This is a genomic window from Microcoleus sp. S1D4 (assembly GCF_036700765.1).
Taxonomy (GTDB): domain Bacteria; phylum Cyanobacteriota; class Cyanobacteriia; order Cyanobacteriales; family Microcoleaceae; genus Microcoleus.
This window is the reverse complement of the sequence record NZ_JAUBPP010000001.1, coordinates 498,325-515,006: the sequence shown is the minus strand read 5'-3', so window position 1 is coordinate 515,006 and position 16,682 is coordinate 498,325. Positions and strand designations below refer to the sequence as shown.

Annotated in this window: 11 protein-coding genes and 1 pseudogene; 4 read left to right on the top strand and 8 right to left on the bottom strand. The window is 46.5% G+C overall.

Translation table 11 applies throughout. From position 1 onward, the window contains the following. Positions 1-241: 241 nt before the first annotated feature. Positions 242-1,318: a M23 family metallopeptidase gene (locus QT998_RS02035; protein WP_333113301.1), complete on the bottom strand. Its 1,077-nt coding sequence runs from the start codon at positions 1,316-1,318 to the stop codon at positions 242-244. A gap of 256 nt (positions 1,319-1,574) precedes the next feature. Between QT998_RS02035 and QT998_RS02030 the strand changes: the two genes are divergently transcribed. Beyond that, positions 1,575-2,276, top strand: coding sequence for a phosphatase PAP2 family protein (locus tag QT998_RS02030; RefSeq protein WP_333113303.1), 702 nt, complete (start codon positions 1,575-1,577; stop codon positions 2,274-2,276). Positions 2,277-2,628: 352 nt separating this feature from the next. Here QT998_RS02030 and QT998_RS02025 read toward each other — a convergent pair whose 3' ends face one another. Both QT998_RS02025 and QT998_RS02020 read right to left on the bottom strand, forming a co-directional pair. Next, a complete protein-coding gene (locus QT998_RS02025) occupies positions 2,629-3,510 on the bottom strand; it encodes an aspartoacylase (RefSeq protein WP_333113305.1) in 882 nt (293 codons plus the stop codon). A gap of 255 nt (positions 3,511-3,765) precedes the next feature. Then, positions 3,766-4,035 carry a type II toxin-antitoxin system VapB family antitoxin gene (locus QT998_RS02020; protein ID WP_333087777.1) on the bottom strand — a complete coding sequence of 90 codons (270 nt, stop codon included), beginning with the start codon at positions 4,033-4,035 and terminating at the stop codon, positions 3,766-3,768. Between the two features lie 194 nt (positions 4,036-4,229). Here QT998_RS02020 and QT998_RS02015 point away from each other — a divergent pair, with 194 nt between their 5' ends. The 3 genes from QT998_RS02015 (at position 4,230) to QT998_RS02005 (ending at position 8,659) form a co-directional block, all read left to right on the top strand. Continuing rightward, positions 4,230-7,433: a leucine-rich repeat domain-containing protein gene (locus QT998_RS02015; RefSeq protein ID WP_333113306.1), complete on the top strand. Its 3,204-nt coding sequence runs from the start codon at positions 4,230-4,232 to the stop codon at positions 7,431-7,433. Positions 7,434-7,829: 396 nt separating this feature from the next. After that, positions 7,830-8,339 carry a dihydrofolate reductase family protein gene (locus QT998_RS02010; RefSeq protein ID WP_333113308.1) on the top strand — a complete coding sequence of 170 codons (510 nt, stop codon included), beginning with the start codon at positions 7,830-7,832 and terminating at the stop codon, positions 8,337-8,339. A 23-nt stretch (positions 8,340-8,362) separates the two neighbouring features. Further along, a complete protein-coding gene (locus QT998_RS02005) occupies positions 8,363-8,659 on the top strand; it encodes a hypothetical protein (protein ID WP_333113310.1) in 297 nt (98 codons plus the stop codon). Positions 8,660-8,955: 296 nt separating this feature from the next. On the opposite strand, the gene QT998_RS02000 is transcribed toward QT998_RS02005, so the two are convergent. From QT998_RS02000 to QT998_RS01980, 5 genes and pseudogenes are all read right to left on the bottom strand, one after another. Continuing rightward, on the bottom strand, positions 8,956-10,017 hold the full coding sequence (locus QT998_RS02000) for an NAD-dependent epimerase (RefSeq protein ID WP_333087771.1): 1,062 nt from the start codon (positions 10,015-10,017) through the stop codon (positions 8,956-8,958). A 440-nt stretch (positions 10,018-10,457) separates the two neighbouring features. Beyond that, positions 10,458-14,030 carry an isoleucine--tRNA ligase gene (ileS, locus tag QT998_RS01995; RefSeq protein ID WP_333113313.1) on the bottom strand — a complete coding sequence of 1,191 codons (3,573 nt, stop codon included), beginning with the start codon at positions 14,028-14,030 and terminating at the stop codon, positions 10,458-10,460. 332 nt (positions 14,031-14,362) lie between these two features. Further along, positions 14,363-14,947: pseudogene (locus QT998_RS01990) on the bottom strand (Uma2 family endonuclease). 323 nt (positions 14,948-15,270) lie between these two features. Next, positions 15,271-15,681, bottom strand: coding sequence for an Npun_F0494 family protein (locus QT998_RS01985; protein ID WP_333087766.1), 411 nt, complete (start codon positions 15,679-15,681; stop codon positions 15,271-15,273). A gap of 493 nt (positions 15,682-16,174) precedes the next feature. Further along, positions 16,175-16,300 (bottom strand): hypothetical protein, encoded by a 126-nt coding sequence (locus tag QT998_RS01980; protein ID WP_333113316.1) that lies wholly within the window; start codon positions 16,298-16,300, stop codon positions 16,175-16,177. Between the last annotated feature and the right edge of the window lie 382 nt (positions 16,301-16,682).

Genomic DNA, 16,682 nt, shown 5'->3' with positions numbered 1-16,682 from the left:
GCCGAAAATTATCGTTCTTCTTCAGTCCGCCTGCGCGGACTTCGTTTGACAAGGAGCGAATTCCCTTCGCCGTCGGAGGTTTTTCTACTATTTCCAAATATTGTGATTATTTTAACAGTATCTGCACGTCCACACCCAAGAAACCGGGTTTTTACTTAATTCAAGGCTGAGATACATGATTGTCGGAAAAAACCCGGTTTCTGACTGCTTGAATTGATAGGTTGCGAAGGAATAAATAAGATTATCGCAATTCAACTTCTCGCTTAACTTCTGTTAAAACTCGATCGCCCCGCGTCAACCGATATTCTGCCCGCCACACTCCCGGAGTCAGAGGAGAATTTGTACTGTTTTTTTTGCCGGCATAACGCAACCAAGTGCGGCTGGGGGCGGGAATTTCCTTGCTGTCATTGATGACGGTTTCACCGTTGGGTGCAAATAATTTGTATTGTTCGCGATCGCCCTTGAGGACTCCGTAAGCCTGCACCCAAAATATTAAAGCAGGGCTATTTATGGGGAGTTTAGTCTCAGAAAATTGTCCGGCCCAGACAGCGTTATCGTCAGGTGCTTTGTTGGCAAAACCGGCGCGAATTAAACCTGTAGAAACATAGTCGATGGGCTTGTCCCAAATTGGATTGCGGGCGGTGTTGCAGCCTAATTTGGCATCGGCACCGACAAACGGATCTACAGCTTTGCCTTGATAGCGAAAAGTGACGTGTACGTGGGGGAAAGAAGCCATCCCAGAGTTTCCCACCATGCCCAAAACGGTGCCTTTTTGTACCTGCATTCCCGGCTTCACAACCACGCTGTTTTGGCGGAGGTGGCAGTATTGGGCTTCCCAGCCTGCGCCGTGATCGATTACTATGCCGTTGCCGCATTCTGTGCCTGAGACGTTGGCTTTGTCTGTCGGGTTTTGCAAGCGCCGATCGACTACACCATCTCGCACTCGCAAAACTTTGCCCGCTGCGGAGGCGATAACTGGAACTCCTTTTGCCATTGCTTTGGCGTCGGGAATGGCGAAGTCTGTGCCGTCGTGCCCGTCGTAGGTTTGTCGCCCGCAGCCAAAATCGACTGCAGCCGGGCTCGGATCGCGATCGAAGTACAGCAATACAAAACAGTCTTTTCCTAGGGTACAGTCGATCGGCTTACCGAATTGCCCGCTGGGCTTTTGGGCGACGGTTGAAGAAACGAGGCGCTGGGCGATCGTGTTGGCTTGGGCGATCGGTGCATTGACTGAGGTGTTATTAGCACAGGCAGCCGCACTTGTCAACCCCACGGCCAACAAAATTGCAGAAAAGTGTTTTTTTGATATGATAGTCATTCGTCGGTGGGAGATAAAATTTGAGGAATGAAGTCAAAAATTAATCAATCATTCAAAATATAGTTGGCTCAATCATCTAGACGATCGATCTGGCGTTTTAGTTTCCCATATTTATTGTAAACTGTCGCGTCTTTTATTTATACTGGTCTGTTTTTTGATACTTTTGTATAGCGGAATTTCTGCCCGCTAGAGAGGTTAAATTGCCAAAGCAAAACAGCTTAGTTTTCTCGGTTTTTACTGCTTAATTAGTTAAAAAATGCTCTCTAAAATTCGATCGCTGATTTCGATAATTCGGCTTTGTGGCCTTGCGGTTGCTGCTTTGGCGATGTGGGCATTTGCCACCATTGCCGAAGAGGTTTTGGAAAAAGAAACCTACGCTTTCGATACATCTATCTTACTATATCTTAGGAGCCTGCACACTCCACTGCGCGATCGCCTCATGCTCGGCTTGACATTTTTGGGAGAACCCAACCTGCTGCTCATGCTGAGCGTGAGTTTGGGTATTATATTGTGGGTACGCAAACATCGCTCCGAAGCCACAACTATTGCTGTTACAGGCGTGGGAGGTCTGGGTTTAAATCTACTCTTGAAACAACTGTTTGCGCGCGATCGACCTCTACTTTGGGAGCGCACGGTTGACGTAAAATTTTACAGTTTTCCTAGCGGACACGCGATGATTTCAATGATTATTTACGGTTTGCTAGGATATCTCTTGGGTTCGCGCTTTCCCAAGCAGCGCTGGTTGATTTACAGCTTGACTGTGGTATTAATTGCGGCTATTGGTTTGAGCCGGCTTTATCTCGGAGTTCACTGGCCAACCGATGTTATTGCTGGTTATATTGCTGGTTTTATATGGCTGCTTGCTTGTATTTTTAGTTTACAAGTATGGCAGCAATTTCATGATTCTCGTCCTGTTGCTGAAGAGAAGTTTTTGTCGCCTGAAAATCCTCAAGAATAGTTTTAGCTGTTGACGGTTGACTGTTGACTGTTGACTGTTGACTGTTGACTGTTGACTACTAAGAGGGCGGGCACGGGGGCACCGCCCCTACTAATAAATAACAACTAACACCTAACAATTAATACCTAACAACTATAGCAATCCTAAATGAGTCGTAAATCTTTTTACCCCACCCCAACCCTCCCCTTACTAAGGGGAGGGAGTAAGAAGTTTACAAATGATTTAGAATTGCTATAACAAATAACAAATAACAAATAAGAAATAACAAATAACAACTAACAACTAACAACTGCCAACTGCCAACTGCCAACTGCCAACTGCCAACTGCCAACTAACAACTAACAACTGCCAACTAACAACTAACTATTTGCTTTTGGGTAAAACACATCGCAATTCCTTTTTCGTAGTAAGCCGCCTCGTTAATAAAAATTGGATATACCGTCGATTTACCTTCATAGAAGACTGACTCGCCCTCAAAGGTCAAAAACATCGGATCGCCGGGATTTAGGGCTTGATAATCTCTGGATTGTAGCTGAGGATGAATCATTGCCTGAATCTCTCCCTTTTCGTTTCTGGGATAGTCGATCGCCCCGATGGTATGATAAACAGTCAGGGGATTTGTTGCAGCAGGCATTGTGCCTTGATTGTAGCTTTCTACGCACTCTAAAATTGTGCCGACAACCTGCTCGGTTTGCTGAAATAAAGAGGCATCCAATACGCTTTGCGGGACTGCACCAACTTCCAGCGTACCGCCTAATTCGGAAAGCGATCGCAGCAAAGGACTATCATGATTCTTGGTTGTAGAAGCGAGTACCTTGAGGTGGGGATACACAGAGGTTAAATAAGCTGCTAGTTGCAGGTTAAATGGATGATGGCTGGCGAGAATAAATGTTAGCCCCATGTTGGATGTGGTGCTGTGCAAATCGATAATTACGTTGGGCAGATGAGTGTTTTTTGAGCTAAAAATGCGGTAGATTTCTTTTGCCCGCTGCGCTTCATAGGTAGAGAGATGGGGATTTTCTAAATCTTGCCTTCTAAAGCAGCGGTTGAGGTCGATATCGATGTAGCGTGTCCCGATTTCGCAAGCTTTGGGATTGGCTAGCAGGGTGATAGTTTCAAAAGTCGATCGCCCAATTAACTCTGGTGCGCGATCGAACTTCTTCACCAGGTAAATGCCTGTGAGTTCGTTTCCGTGGGTTCCTCCCACTATGGCAACACGTTTAATTTGGTTCATAAACAAATAACTTCCTATCCCAAGCCTACCACCCTTTGTCATCTGTTGGTAAAAAACATGAAATTGAGGTTGATTATGTGTTTATATTTAGATTAGCTAAAGTTTTAGTAAGCAGGTATCACACGTAGAACTGAGAAACCTGGTTTCTCTGGGTATTTCTCGTCACTAAACCAAAAAATAATTACGATCGCCACCGCGAAGAAATCGAGCGCATTATTTCGGAGATAATGTTGGTATCGAGTAAATAATGCAGCGTCATTCAAAGATGACCTCGCGTCCTGCAAAAGTTCGATCGCGAACTTCTCCCCAAATTTCATCAGGATTTAAACCCAGTTCGTGCAGTTGATATTTTTCACGAAATGCACTGAGAGATTCTCCAAAGCTAAGTTCGAGATTCTGTGGCTGTTTGCGGCGTTGAATGTATTCGCGCAAGGCGATTTCTACTAGAGTCTCGAAATCAATTTCTCCCTCAAGTTCGATCGCCTCTTGCAGCAGTGCCGTATCCACATTCAGGCTCGTCACCATTGGCTTTCCTCTTTTAACGGTTATTTTATTATAGTTGTGATGTCTCGCTCAGAAACCGGGTTTTTGCCCAGAAGACGCATGACAGTGTAGAAAGCCAAAAAAACCCGGTTTCTTTGATTGTGACGTGCGGGCAACTCCCCACCAAGCGAAAAATCCTGTCACAATAAAATGAATCCTACCGAGAGACGAAGGGCATGACGCGAGAGGAAGCAGTGCGGCGAATTGACCGAGCAGCCGAGGAAAAATTGACGGAACTGGATTTGTCGGGGCTGGGGTTGGAGGAATTGCCGCCGGAGATTGGCAAGTGCACGCAGCTTGAGACTTTGGTGTTGGCGAAGTTCGATGGAGAGAAAAACAAATGGGTTGGGAATAAGTTAACTGAGTTTCCTGATGCTGTTCTTCAATTAACCAACTTAAAAATACTTAACCTCAGTCACAATCAGATTACCTCCATCCCAGAGGATATCGGGCAACTGTCGAATCTGACAGGGCTTTACCTCAGTAACAATCAGATTGCTTCCATCCCAGAAGCGCTGGGGCAACTGTCGAATCTGACACAGCTTTCTCTCAGTAGCAATCAGATTACCTCCATCCCAGAAGCGCTCGGGCAACTGTCGAATCTGACACAGCTTTCTCTCGGTAGCAATCAGATTACCTCCATCCCAGAAGCGCTGGGGCAACTGTCGAATCTGACACAGTTTTCTCTCGATAGAAATCAGATTACCTCCATCCCAGAAGCGCTGGGGCAACTGTCGAATCTGAGACAGCTTTACCTCCATAGCAATCAGATTACCTTCATCCCAGATGCGCTGGGGCAACTGTCGAATCTGACACAGCTTTCTCTCGGTAGCAATCAGATTACCTCCATCCCAGAAGCGCTGGGGCAACTGTCGAATCTGGCACAGCTTTCTCTCGGTAGCAATCAGATTACCTCCATCCCAGAAGCGCTCGGGCAACTGTCGAATCTGAAACGGCTTTACCTCCATAACAATCAGATTACCTCCATCCCAGAAGCGCTCGGGCAACTGTCGAATCTGAAACGGCTTGACCTCCATAACAATCAGATTACCTCCATCCCAGAAGCGCTCGGGCAACTGTCGAATCTGACACAGCTTTCTCTCGGTAGCAATCAGATTACCTCCATCCCAGAAGCGCTGGGGCAACTGTCGAATCTGAAACGGCTTGACCTCGGTGGCAATCAGATTACCTCCATCCCAGAGGCGATTCGTGGCATGGAAAAGCTGGAAAAACTCGACTTGCGGGCAAATCCGCTCCCGATTCCTCCCGAAATCCTCCAAGGCGAAAACTACCACGAACCAGGCGATTTGCGTACCATCCTCGACTTCTACTTCCAAACCCGCGACCCCAATGCTACCGAAGAACTCAACGAAGCCAAACTTTTGATTGTCGGTGAAGGCGAAGCGGGAAAAACCACCCTAGCCAACAAACTCCTCAACCCCAACTACAAACTGAAAGAACGAGAACCCACCACCGAAGGCATCGATGTGATGCGCTGGGAATTCCCCCAACCTAACGGCAAACCTTTCCGCGTCCACCTCTGGGACTTTGGCGGACAGGAAATCTACCACGCCACCCACCAATTTTTCCTCACGGAACGTTCTCTGTATGTTCTCCTCGTCGATAACCGCCGCCAAAACCCCAACCTCTGCTACTGGCTGAGTATCATCGAACTTCTCAGCAACGGCAGTCCCGTATTCCTCGTCCAAAACGAAAAACAAGATATCCGCTGCGAAATCAACCTCGGCCAACAGCGGCATGACTTTGCCAACTTAGAAAAAGATTGCCCTACCAATCTCGCCAGCAATCGCGGACTCGAATTCCTCCAAAACGCCCTAATAAACCGCATCACTACCCTCGACCACATCAGTACCCCCATCCCCAAACGCTGGGCCAACGTCCGCCACGTTTTGGAAAACTATTCGCAACGCAAAACCCACATCGAAGTCAGTGAATTTTTCAACATCTGCGTTCGCCAAGGTTTCAAAACGCCGGATAAACCCGCCATGTTGAGTCTCAGCAAATACCTCCACGACTTGGGTATCATCCTCCATTTCCAAAAAGACCCCATCCTCAAAAATGTAGTTATCCTGCGTCCTGAATTGGCAACCAACGCTGTTTACAAACTCATCGGCAACAAAAAAGTCACCGACAATGGAGAAGTTACCGACAACGCAGAAGTCATCGCCAACTACGGGTATTTCACCCAGGAAAACCTCAAGCAAATCTGGCGCGACAGAGAATACCAAGACTTGCACGACGAACTACTGCACTTGATGAAACACTTCAAACTGTGTTACGAAATCCCCTCCCAACCCGGACAATACATCGCCCCGCAACTTCTCCCCCTCGAAACGCCCCACTACACCTGGGACGACACCGATAACCTGATTTTGCGCTACGAATACGACTTCATGCCCAAAGGTATCATTACCCGTTTTATCGTGGAAATGCACCTGTTAATCTACCGCCCTCAATCCGATTTACCAAAGGGTAGGGGGGATATTGTCTGGCGCGATGGAGTCATTCTCGCCGACAATTACGCCAAAGCCGAAGTTATTGAAAATTACCACCAACGAGAAATCTGCATTCGAGTTTCCGGGAACCATAAAAAATCTCTTTTAGACCGCATCCGCCACGAACTCTGGAAAATTCATGCTACCTATGACAATCGCCTAAAATATAATGAATTCATCCCCTGCAATTGTTCCGAATGCAAAGGTAGCCAAGACCCTCACCTCTACGATTTTGATGCTTTGCGCCGCCGTTTGGCCAACCGCCGCTACGAAGTCGAATGCGAAAAATCTTATCAAATGCTTCAGGTGCGCGGCTTAATGGAAGATTTCCCGGATAATTTGCAACAACGGGAAAGAGAGAGAATTTCAGAAATCAATGCACCTGGCCCTGTAGATTCCTCTAATTCTCAGCAAATTGTGTACAACGTTCACTTAGGCAATAACAAAATGACTCAAGATTCTCCTCAAAACAATAATAATTTTCAAGGCGCACAAATAGCCAACGCTGCTATCGCTAACGAAGTAAAAGACAATGCCCAACAAACAGCCTCTGGCGGCCTTCAAAACAATAACGCGAATACCGCTGAAATTCTACAACTGATTTCATCAATGCGCGAAACCGCCACGCAGTTTCCCGAAGACATCCGCGAGGGAGTAATTATCGATATTGAAGATGTCGAATCGGAAGTCAAGAAACCGGAGAACGAATGGAATAAAGCCAGGTTAAAGAAAAGCTTAACAGCTCTTGTCGCGTTGGCTGGTATTCTCGGCACTGGTGTGGGAGGCGCGCTTGATATTACTAATAAGGCGATCGATCTTGGTGAAAAAGTGGGTATCGAACTTAAGCTACCATCGGCACAGTAAACTAGATACAAATCTCTGATTTTCTCGGTTTCTTGGCCCCCTGCGAAAATCTCAGAAACCGGGTTTCTTTCTACATTTCTCGTCACCAAACCAAAGACTCGTACAAACCCGGTTTCTTGGCCTCAATGCGTAAACCTCGGTTTCTTGGCCTCAATGCGTAAACCTCGGTTTCTTGGCCCCATGCGAAAATCTCAGAAACCGGGTTTCTCTCTGTATTTTTCGTCACTCAACCAAAGACTCGCAGAAACCCGGTTTCTTGGCCTCGATTGGTACTTCTCTCTGGTCAATTACTGCGATCGCACTAATCTTATTGCCAGCCTTGTCTTCAGACATGATAGGATCTAAAATTAAGGTGATTCGGGCGATCGCCCCCACAGCCAAAATCCAGGTATTGCCATGCGTAAAATTGTACTCTTCATTGCATCTAGTTTGGACGGTTATATCGCGCGATCGAATGGCGATATTGACTGGCTGTTTACAGACCAAAATTACGGCTACACTAAATTCTTAGATAGCATCGATACGGTTCTCATGGGTCGGAAAACTTACGAACAAGTGCTAACTTTTGGCGAGTATCCCTACCAAGAAAAAAAAAGTTATGTTTTTACTAAAAATCTAGATTTCGCAGCAACTTCTGATGTGGAAGTAGTAACACAATTAGAGAGTTTTGTCAATGATTTGCGCTTGATAGAGGGCAAAAATATTTGGTTGGTGGGAGGCTCTTTGTTAATTCGCGATTTCCTGAAAAACAATCTTGTCAACGAGTTAATTCTCTCAGTACACCCGCTGATTTTGGGCGAGGGAATTCCTTTATTTGCTAATCCCAATACTACAGCTTTGCAGCTAACTGGATGTCAGACTTATAGTTCTGGTATGGTTCAGCTATCCTATGATGTAGCGGCTTGAGGGCGCGCTTTGTTGTTAAGCTGATGATGAAATATTTTTGCGGCTGGTTGCTATTAATATCTGTTTTCTGGGTGGCGCTGCCGGCTGAGGCATCTGTTTGCCGAAATTATCAAGGGCGCGAGATTTGCATTGTCGATATCAAACGCAGTGCGAAAAATTATTGGGAGTACAGGGTAACTCTGAGTGTGGATCGAGTTAAACAGCCTCTGGAAGTCTACAATTGCCGCGATCGCACTACGGTTAAGAAAGATGGCCGTGTTTTGGCGTTTGGACAAAACAACCCTGGTGAAATAGTCTGCAGTTTTTTTGACCGAAAATAGTTTTGCTCATCGATTGATATCGTTTTCCTCTAATCGGGAGCATCTATAATACAATAGGGTTCACTTAACATATTTATGCCCCGGAGATCCCCCTCGCATCCCCCTTAAGAAGGGGGACTTTGAGAGCATTCTTGTCCCACCCCCTACTCCCCTTTTTAAGGGGTGTGCCAGGGAGATCGTCTTAAGTAAACCGTATTTATCTACAATATTGGTTCCTAGTGCGAAATTCAGTCCGCACTAGGAACCAATAGTGGTAAAACTAATGCGTTTTTAAACACATTAGTTATTGTTGGCGCTTAAACTTTGGCCAAACGATCGCCATTGGGAAGATGTTCTATCTCTGCAGCCTCTTGACTGTAAGAGTTCTCGCCCGCAGCGCCGTAATAGTCTCGATACCATTCTACAAACTTATGGATACCTTGGGCGATCGGCGTACTGGGCTTAAATCCTACATCCTGCATCAAATCGCTTACATCTGCATAGGTAGAAAGTACGTCACCGGGCTGCATTGGTAAAAAATTCTTAACGGCTGTTTTCCCCGTTGCTTTTTCAATGACTTCGATAAAAGTCAACAATTCCACAGGGGAATGATTGCCAATATTATAAATCTTGTAGGGAGCCGTGGTGGCAGAATTTTGGGCGATCGATTGAGGCGGTTTTGCCATGACTCGGACAACTCCTTCAATTACATCGTCAATGTAAGTGAAATCGCGCTGCATTTTGCCGAAGTTGTAAACGTCGATGGGTTTGTTTTCGGCGATCGCCTTGACGAATTTGAAATAAGCCATATCCGGTCTTCCCCAAGGGCCGTATACTGTAAAAAAGCGCAATCCCGTAATCGGCAAACCGTACAAATGGCTGTAGGAATGAGCCATCAGTTCATTAGCTTTTTTGGTGGCTGCATAAAGGGAAATCGGATGATCGACGTTATCGCTAACTGCAAAGGGAACTTTAGTATTAGCACCGTAAACAGAACTGGAAGAAGCAAAAACTAAATGCTCGATTTGGCTGTGGCGACAGCCTTCTAAAATGTTGATAAATCCTGTGAGGTTGCTGTCTGCGTAGGCGTGAGGATTTTCCAGCGAGTAGCGAACGCCCGGTTGACCGGCGAGGTGAACAACACGGTCAAATTTTTGGTCTTGGAAAAGTTGGGATATGCTAGGGCGATCGCTCAAATCTAAATATTGAAAAGTAAATTGCGAATGCGTCTGGAGTTGAGCTAAACGCGCTTTTTTGAGGTTGACATCATAATAGTCATTTAAGTTATCGATGCCGTAAACTTGTTGCCCTTGGGATAGTAATCTTTGGGCTAAATGATAGCCGATAAAGCCTGCTGCACCAGTTACTAAAATTTTCATAAAAACATTCGGTAAGTAGGAAAATCGGTCACAAAGCGTACTGAGAGGGAAACGACTCGTGCGACTTACCATACAACATATCGCAAGTATGTCACTATTCAACATCTGCTGGGAAAGCTGGAAAATCCCCGTAGGCTGCGGATTCACCGACAATCTGCCAGAAAGCGGGGAAATCTCACAGATCCGCACCATACACATACCTTAAACAGTTGACATAGGTCGCGCGACGTTTTTAAGATGGGGATTTACACCTCTGCCTAAAAACATTCTGCGTAAACCATTGCTATTTAAATTTGAATAATCGGCATGATTTAACCGCAGAGAACGCAGAGCACGCAGAGGAAGAGAAGAGAGGAGAGAGATGAAGCGAAGCAATGGCGGAAATTAAGCGATTGCTTCGTTTCACTGGCAATGACAAACTATTTATTACACATCCTGCATTAAAATTTGCCGTCTACTGCTGAGACGCAGCGTTCGCAAATTGCCGGATGTTCGATCGACTCTCCGACGTGGGTTGAGTAATTCCAGCAACGATCGCACTTTTGGCCGTCTGCTTTGACTACACCAATCGCCAACTCTGGAGATTGGTAACTGTACGGCAATTCTGGCATTGCTGCATTCGATTCGATCAGTTCAACTTCTGAGGTGATGAACAAATAGCGCAATTCGTCTACACCGTTGCTACCACTTGCAGAATGATGGTGTACAGCTACTTCAGCAGGAGTTTTTGCTTTGGGTGCCGCACTTAATTCTGCTTTCGGGATTGCAGGTATTTCTGCAAAACTTTGTTGGGCTGCGGATGTTTGCGCCTGTATCGGTACAAGCGCTGTCTCTACTACGGGCGCTAGCACGATCGCCTGTGTTTCTACAAGCATAAGCGCAGTTGTTTGTCCCAGCACATCGGCTGTCAGAGAATCTATTGTTTGTCCAATTTCTTGACGGTTTTCTGCAAACAGCAAGTGACGGAAAGCAAACCAGATTGTAAATAAGATACCGATGACTTTAAAGAAGACTTCCAAGAGAGGAATTTGATTCATCGTATCCAAAACTGCCAGGGTTACTCTACCCGTTACCAATACAGAAGCTAACAGCCCTAGCGTTACCATAACTTTTTGGTATTCTGTGATAAAGTTGCCCGCGTATGCAGGTAGATCGGCGACAAACTGGGCGCTGCGATCTAACACTTGCTGCAAGTCTAAAGCCGATTCTTCTGGGGTAGAATACTCTACAATTTCAGAATCTGCATCGCGCTTAGCGACTGTTTGTTGCTCAACACTAACAGTCTTTATTGTCAAGTTTTTTGCAACACTTGCAGCTTTTTCTTCCTGTCGATCTTGTACTGCTTTTGCTTTCTCCTCTGCGGTTAGTTTGATCGCTGCATTTTGCGATCGCACATAATCCACCAATTCTTCGCTGCTAGGATTCAAAGCTTGTAATTGCTGTCTTTTTTCGACATCGGGAACGTACAATAAAACCTTAGCTTCCAAAGAAGAACCGATCGCCTTTTCAGTCCTGGCTTTTTCCAAAACCTTGTTAACTTCACCGCGCACTTGTCGCAAATACTGCCAGCGCGCAGCCAATTCTGGATTGTGCCACGAAGCATCAAGTTGCACCCAGCCGGCTTCAAATACTGACTTGTAAGGAGTCGGATAGGGAAGGTACTGCCAAATATCCTCGGCCATGTGACACAAAACAGGTGCGATCGCCCTGGCTAAATTCTCCACAGCAATTGCAATCACCGTCTGACAACTGCGACGGCGACGGGCATCTGTCGCGCTGATATAAAGTCGATCCTTCCCAATATCCAGATAGAAATTAGACAAATCCACCGTGCAGAAATTCTGCACAGTTTGGAAGAATCGGGAAAATTGGAAGCTTTCAAAAGCATCTTGAACTTCCGCAAAAACTTCGCCCATTCTGTGCAACATATAGCGGTCGAGTTCTGGCAAATCCTCGTAAGCTACAGCATCTTTTGCCGGATCGAAGTCGTGCAAATTCCCCAGCAAAAACTTAGCTGTATTGCGAATTTTGCGGTAAACATCCGATTGCTGTTTGAGAATGTTTTTGCCCAACGGCACATCGGCAGAATAGTCTACCGAAGACACCCACAACCGCAAAACATCGGCTCCATATTCCTTAATTACCACAGCCGGATCGACGACATTTCCTTCAGATTTGCTCATCTTGCGGCCTTTTTCATCCAGCACAAAACCGTGAGTCAAAACTGTTTTGTAAGGAGCAATGCCGTTGGTTGCTACACTGGTTAGCAAGCTGGATTGAAACCAGCCGCGGTGTTGGTCTGAACCTTCCAAATAGATATCAGCAGGATAGTTTAATTCCGATCGACCTTTGGCAACTGCGGCCCAGGAAGAACCGGAGTCAAACCAGACATCCATCGTGTCGGTGCCCTTGCGGTAGGTGCGGCCATTGTTGCGGTAAGATTCCGGCAGCAATTCATCGATCGACAATTCCCACCAAGCATCGGAACCCTTCTCGGCAAAGATGGCTTGGACGTGGGCGATCGTTTCTTCATTTAACAGCGGTTCGTTGGTTTCTTCGTCGTAGAATACGGGAATTGGAACGCCCCAAGTCCGCTGGCGAGAAATGCACCAATCTGCTCGATCGCCGACCATTGCAGTAATTCTATTTTCACCTTGGGCGGGAATCCAATTCACATTAGAAATGGCTTTTAATGCTTCATCTCGGAACCCTTCAACGGACGCAAACCACTGTTCTGTAGCCCGAAAAATCGTCGGCTTTTTAGTGCGCCAATCGTAAGGATAGGAGTGAGGATAAGCTTCCTCTTTAATCAAACAATTTGCCTTTTCCAATGCCTCAATTACCGCGCTATTGCCGTTTCCGAGGACATTTAAACCTGCAAACTCTCCGGCTTCTGCGGTGAAATTTCCGTTTTCGTCTACGGGCGTTAAAACTGGCAAACCGCAGCGTTTTCCGACGATAAAGTCTTCTTGTCCGTGGCCGGGCGCGGTGTGCACCAATCCGGTTCCTGAGTCAGCGGTAATGTAGTCGCCGCCGGCAACGATCGGGCTTTCGCGATCGAACAACGGATGTTTGTAGGTGCAGCCTTCTAATTCTTTACCTGGGAAGGTAGCCAGGATTTTTAATTCTGTGTTGAAAGTTGCCGACAGTCGATCGACCGCATCGACAGCGACTAACATAAATTGTTGTGCGATGTGGGAATTTGCCGGCGGTTCCACCACTGCATACATCAGTTCGGGATTGACTGCGATCGCCAAGTTTGCCGGAATCGTCCAGGGGGTAGTCGTCCAAATCGCGGCCCAGAGGCTCGGCATATAGCGCTTGAGCTTCGCCTGCAAAGATTTTGACAAGTTTCTGACATGAAAGCCGACGTAGATGCTGCGCGAGACGTGGCCTTCGGGATATTCCAATTCTGCTTCGGCGAGGGCTGTTTTCGAGCTCGGACTCCAGTGCACGGGTTTAAAGCCGCGATAGATGTAGCCTTTGAGAACCATTTGACCGAAAACGCCGATTTGAGCGGCTTCGTATTCGGGTTTCAGGGTTAAATACGGGTGTTCCCAGTCGCCCCAAACGCCGTAGCGCTGGAAGGATTCGCGCTGCTGTTCCATTGTTTGCTGCGCGAAGGTGGCGGCTTTGCGGCGGAGTTCGATCGGCGTAAGATTTAGCCGATCGTCCGATTTCATGTTCTGCAATACTTTAAGTTCGATCGGCAATCCGTGGCAATCCCAACCGGGCACGTAGCGAACTTTTTTGCCGCGCAGCATTTGGTAGCGGTTGATAAAATCTTTAAGGATTTTGTTGAGGGCGTGGCCGATGTGGAGTTGTCCGTTGGCGTAGGGTGGCCCGTCGTGGAGGATGAACAATTCGCCTGGGTTATTTTCCGAAAGGCGATCGTAGATTTCTTGATCTGCCCAAAATTGTTGCAATTCCGGTTCGCGACGGGCGGCGTTAGCCCGCATATCAAACTTGGTTTTGGGCAGATTTACGGTGTCTTTGTAGGATTTAGCTTCCATTTTTGAGAAACGTTTTATCTAGTTAGTTGTTAGAAGAAGGAAGAAGGAAGAAGGAAGAAGGAAGAAAGAATGCTTGTACAGCATTTTTTTCAGCCATCAATATCTTATTTTTAGTTAGGTGGACTTACTTATCAAGTCCGGTGAAATAATCATAATTAATTTTTAGCAAGGAATTTAGTCCTCTCTCGTCCTTGAAGAGCTGACAACCAGATATTCCAGTATAGGCGATCGACCGCACATTAGATCGAACCAAATCCGTAGAGAACCCTCTCTTCTCTCCGCGCCCTCTGCGCCCTCTGCGGTTAAAAAATCATTCATAAATCGAGGTGGCGCTACTGACTCAGCCAACCGAACATTTCACCAACAGTCAGATTCAAGGATTCAGCGAAGGGTGGAACGGGGAGGCGATCGCCCGGTTATTCAAAAAATGCTATGGTGCGATCCTCTGCGAGGGCTTCGCTAACGGCAAAATAGACAAATACCAGTTCTTCTTCCGGGTCAATCAACCAGCCCATCTGGGTTCCGTGGCCGAGACTGTGGAGAATGTTGCGGACGACTTTAGTTTGACTTTGGTCGGGGGAAAGAATTTCGATTGTCCAGTCGGGGGCGATGGCGAAAGTGTTGGCGACTTCGCCGTTCTCGTCGCGGGGAATGCGTTCCCAAGTAAAGACTGCAAGATCGGGTACAGTCGATCGACCGCCAAAGGTACAGCGCAATTCTGGATAGGCGCGGGCGATGCGTTGCGGTTTGAGTACCCGGTTGATGTCAGCACCCAAATCGCTTTGAATTGTGCTGTGTTTTCCTTGGGGCATAGGTTTTTGGATAATTTGGCCGTCGATGAATTCGCTGGCGGGTTTGGTTTCCGACAGTTGGAGAAATTCATGGAGACTCAAAGGTTTAGAAGCGGTTTGAACCATTATTGTTATTTGATTTAAGTTTAATTTGTATTAGTTAAGCGATCGGGCATTTAATTTATCAAGAAAATTGGTCTAAAACCCCGTACTTCGCTTGACGGCTTTAAGGGGTCTAACTCGTTTGACGGCGAGTCCGACAGGGATTGAAATCCCTGTCTCATAGCGCAAGTCCTCTGCAAGAGGACTGAGGAGGTTGATTAACGTGCAATGCGAAACTCAACATCCAATTAAATTGAGACTTGCAGTCGGTTTTAACCGACTTTTGCTATGAGACACGGAATTCATTCCCTGTCGGACTGTCGGACTGTCGGACAAGCAATAAACGCTTAAAGAAACAGTCCCAATCCGCGGCTAACCGCATTTCCCATACGATCGCATAATGACGCGGCCGGCACTCCCTGTCCTTCCTGTTCCCATTTTTCCACGAGTTGGCGGCCCAGGGGTGTGAGGCGAAAACTGTCGGTAATCCCTTGTCCGTCTACTTCGCGCCGCAAAACGCCAACTTGGATCAGCCAGAGTAGGGAGTTTTCCGCTACGAGTTCGGATACGGGCGATCGGGTGTAGCCGCTTTCAACACCCGCGTTTGAGGCGATCGCAGTTAGGAAAACACTGTTATCGCGGATGGTCTGGAAGAAGTGTAATTGAAAAGGGCTGCACCGGATCGCGCGATCGGCTCTTTTGACAGTGCGATCGGGATAACTAATAGATTTAAATGCTTCGGATGGGATAAAAGTCATTGAGAGATTTTTTGAATAGGTACTATATTTTTAATTGTTACAGAGATAAACAACAATTAACATTTCAAGCTGGCGATCGCTTCCTGTATCCCTGGCAACGGGTACTCCAATCACCGGACAGTCACAAATATCAACCCAATTAATACTAATTTAACACTTATTATGACCGATACACTGAATAATATCAAGAAGTTTGTTGATTACACCCGTACTTTGAAGGGAGACGAAAAAGGCGAGGCTCAGGTATTTTGCGATCGCCGTTATTGCCCCTTTTACACACAGCAAAGCAGACCGAGCCGCCCTGCTACGTCATGCCAACATGATCGATCGCGGCAGTCACGAAGGAATTTCAGAAGAGCTAGATCAAAAGGATGTTAAAGAGCGATATCTAGCTGCTGTGAAAGCGATCGAGCAGCAGTAATGCGAGGAAAATATCATGCTGTCTATTAACTGGAAAGGATACCGATTGGCATTGCTGAATGATGCAAATGAATCATAGAGGAATCGGGACATCCCAGAATTTGAGGTAGTGCAGTAACAGCAGCAGCGGACAGCGCAGCAGCAACTTCAGCTTGTTTTCTCTATTGGCGTACTTTTTACTGTTCAAGAATGGTCTCATGCTTGGGATGTATCATCCTCGTCAGCTTTCTTTACTCTAATCATAAATCCATTATCACCCCTCACCCATTCACGTTTATGTTTTATGTCCTGTAGGTTGGACGAAGAGCATTTCTCAGCACCAATAGATTTTTGATCTGGATTGGAGATCAAAGACCTTGTGAGAAAAGTTTCGTCGATTTTTATCTTCTGTTTCATGTCAATGTGCCTTTAAGAAACGCTTTATGCCTGCGTTATCTATCGACGGTAGGCAATAAGATGAGATCCTTTGTTCTCGTTCTGCAATTTGTTTTGTGGCGGTCGATATGTTTTGCGAATCTACTGCCAAGCAATAGGTCTTGTCATCCGACTGTTTCGTCCATTTCCTCTGAGTCCCATCATCA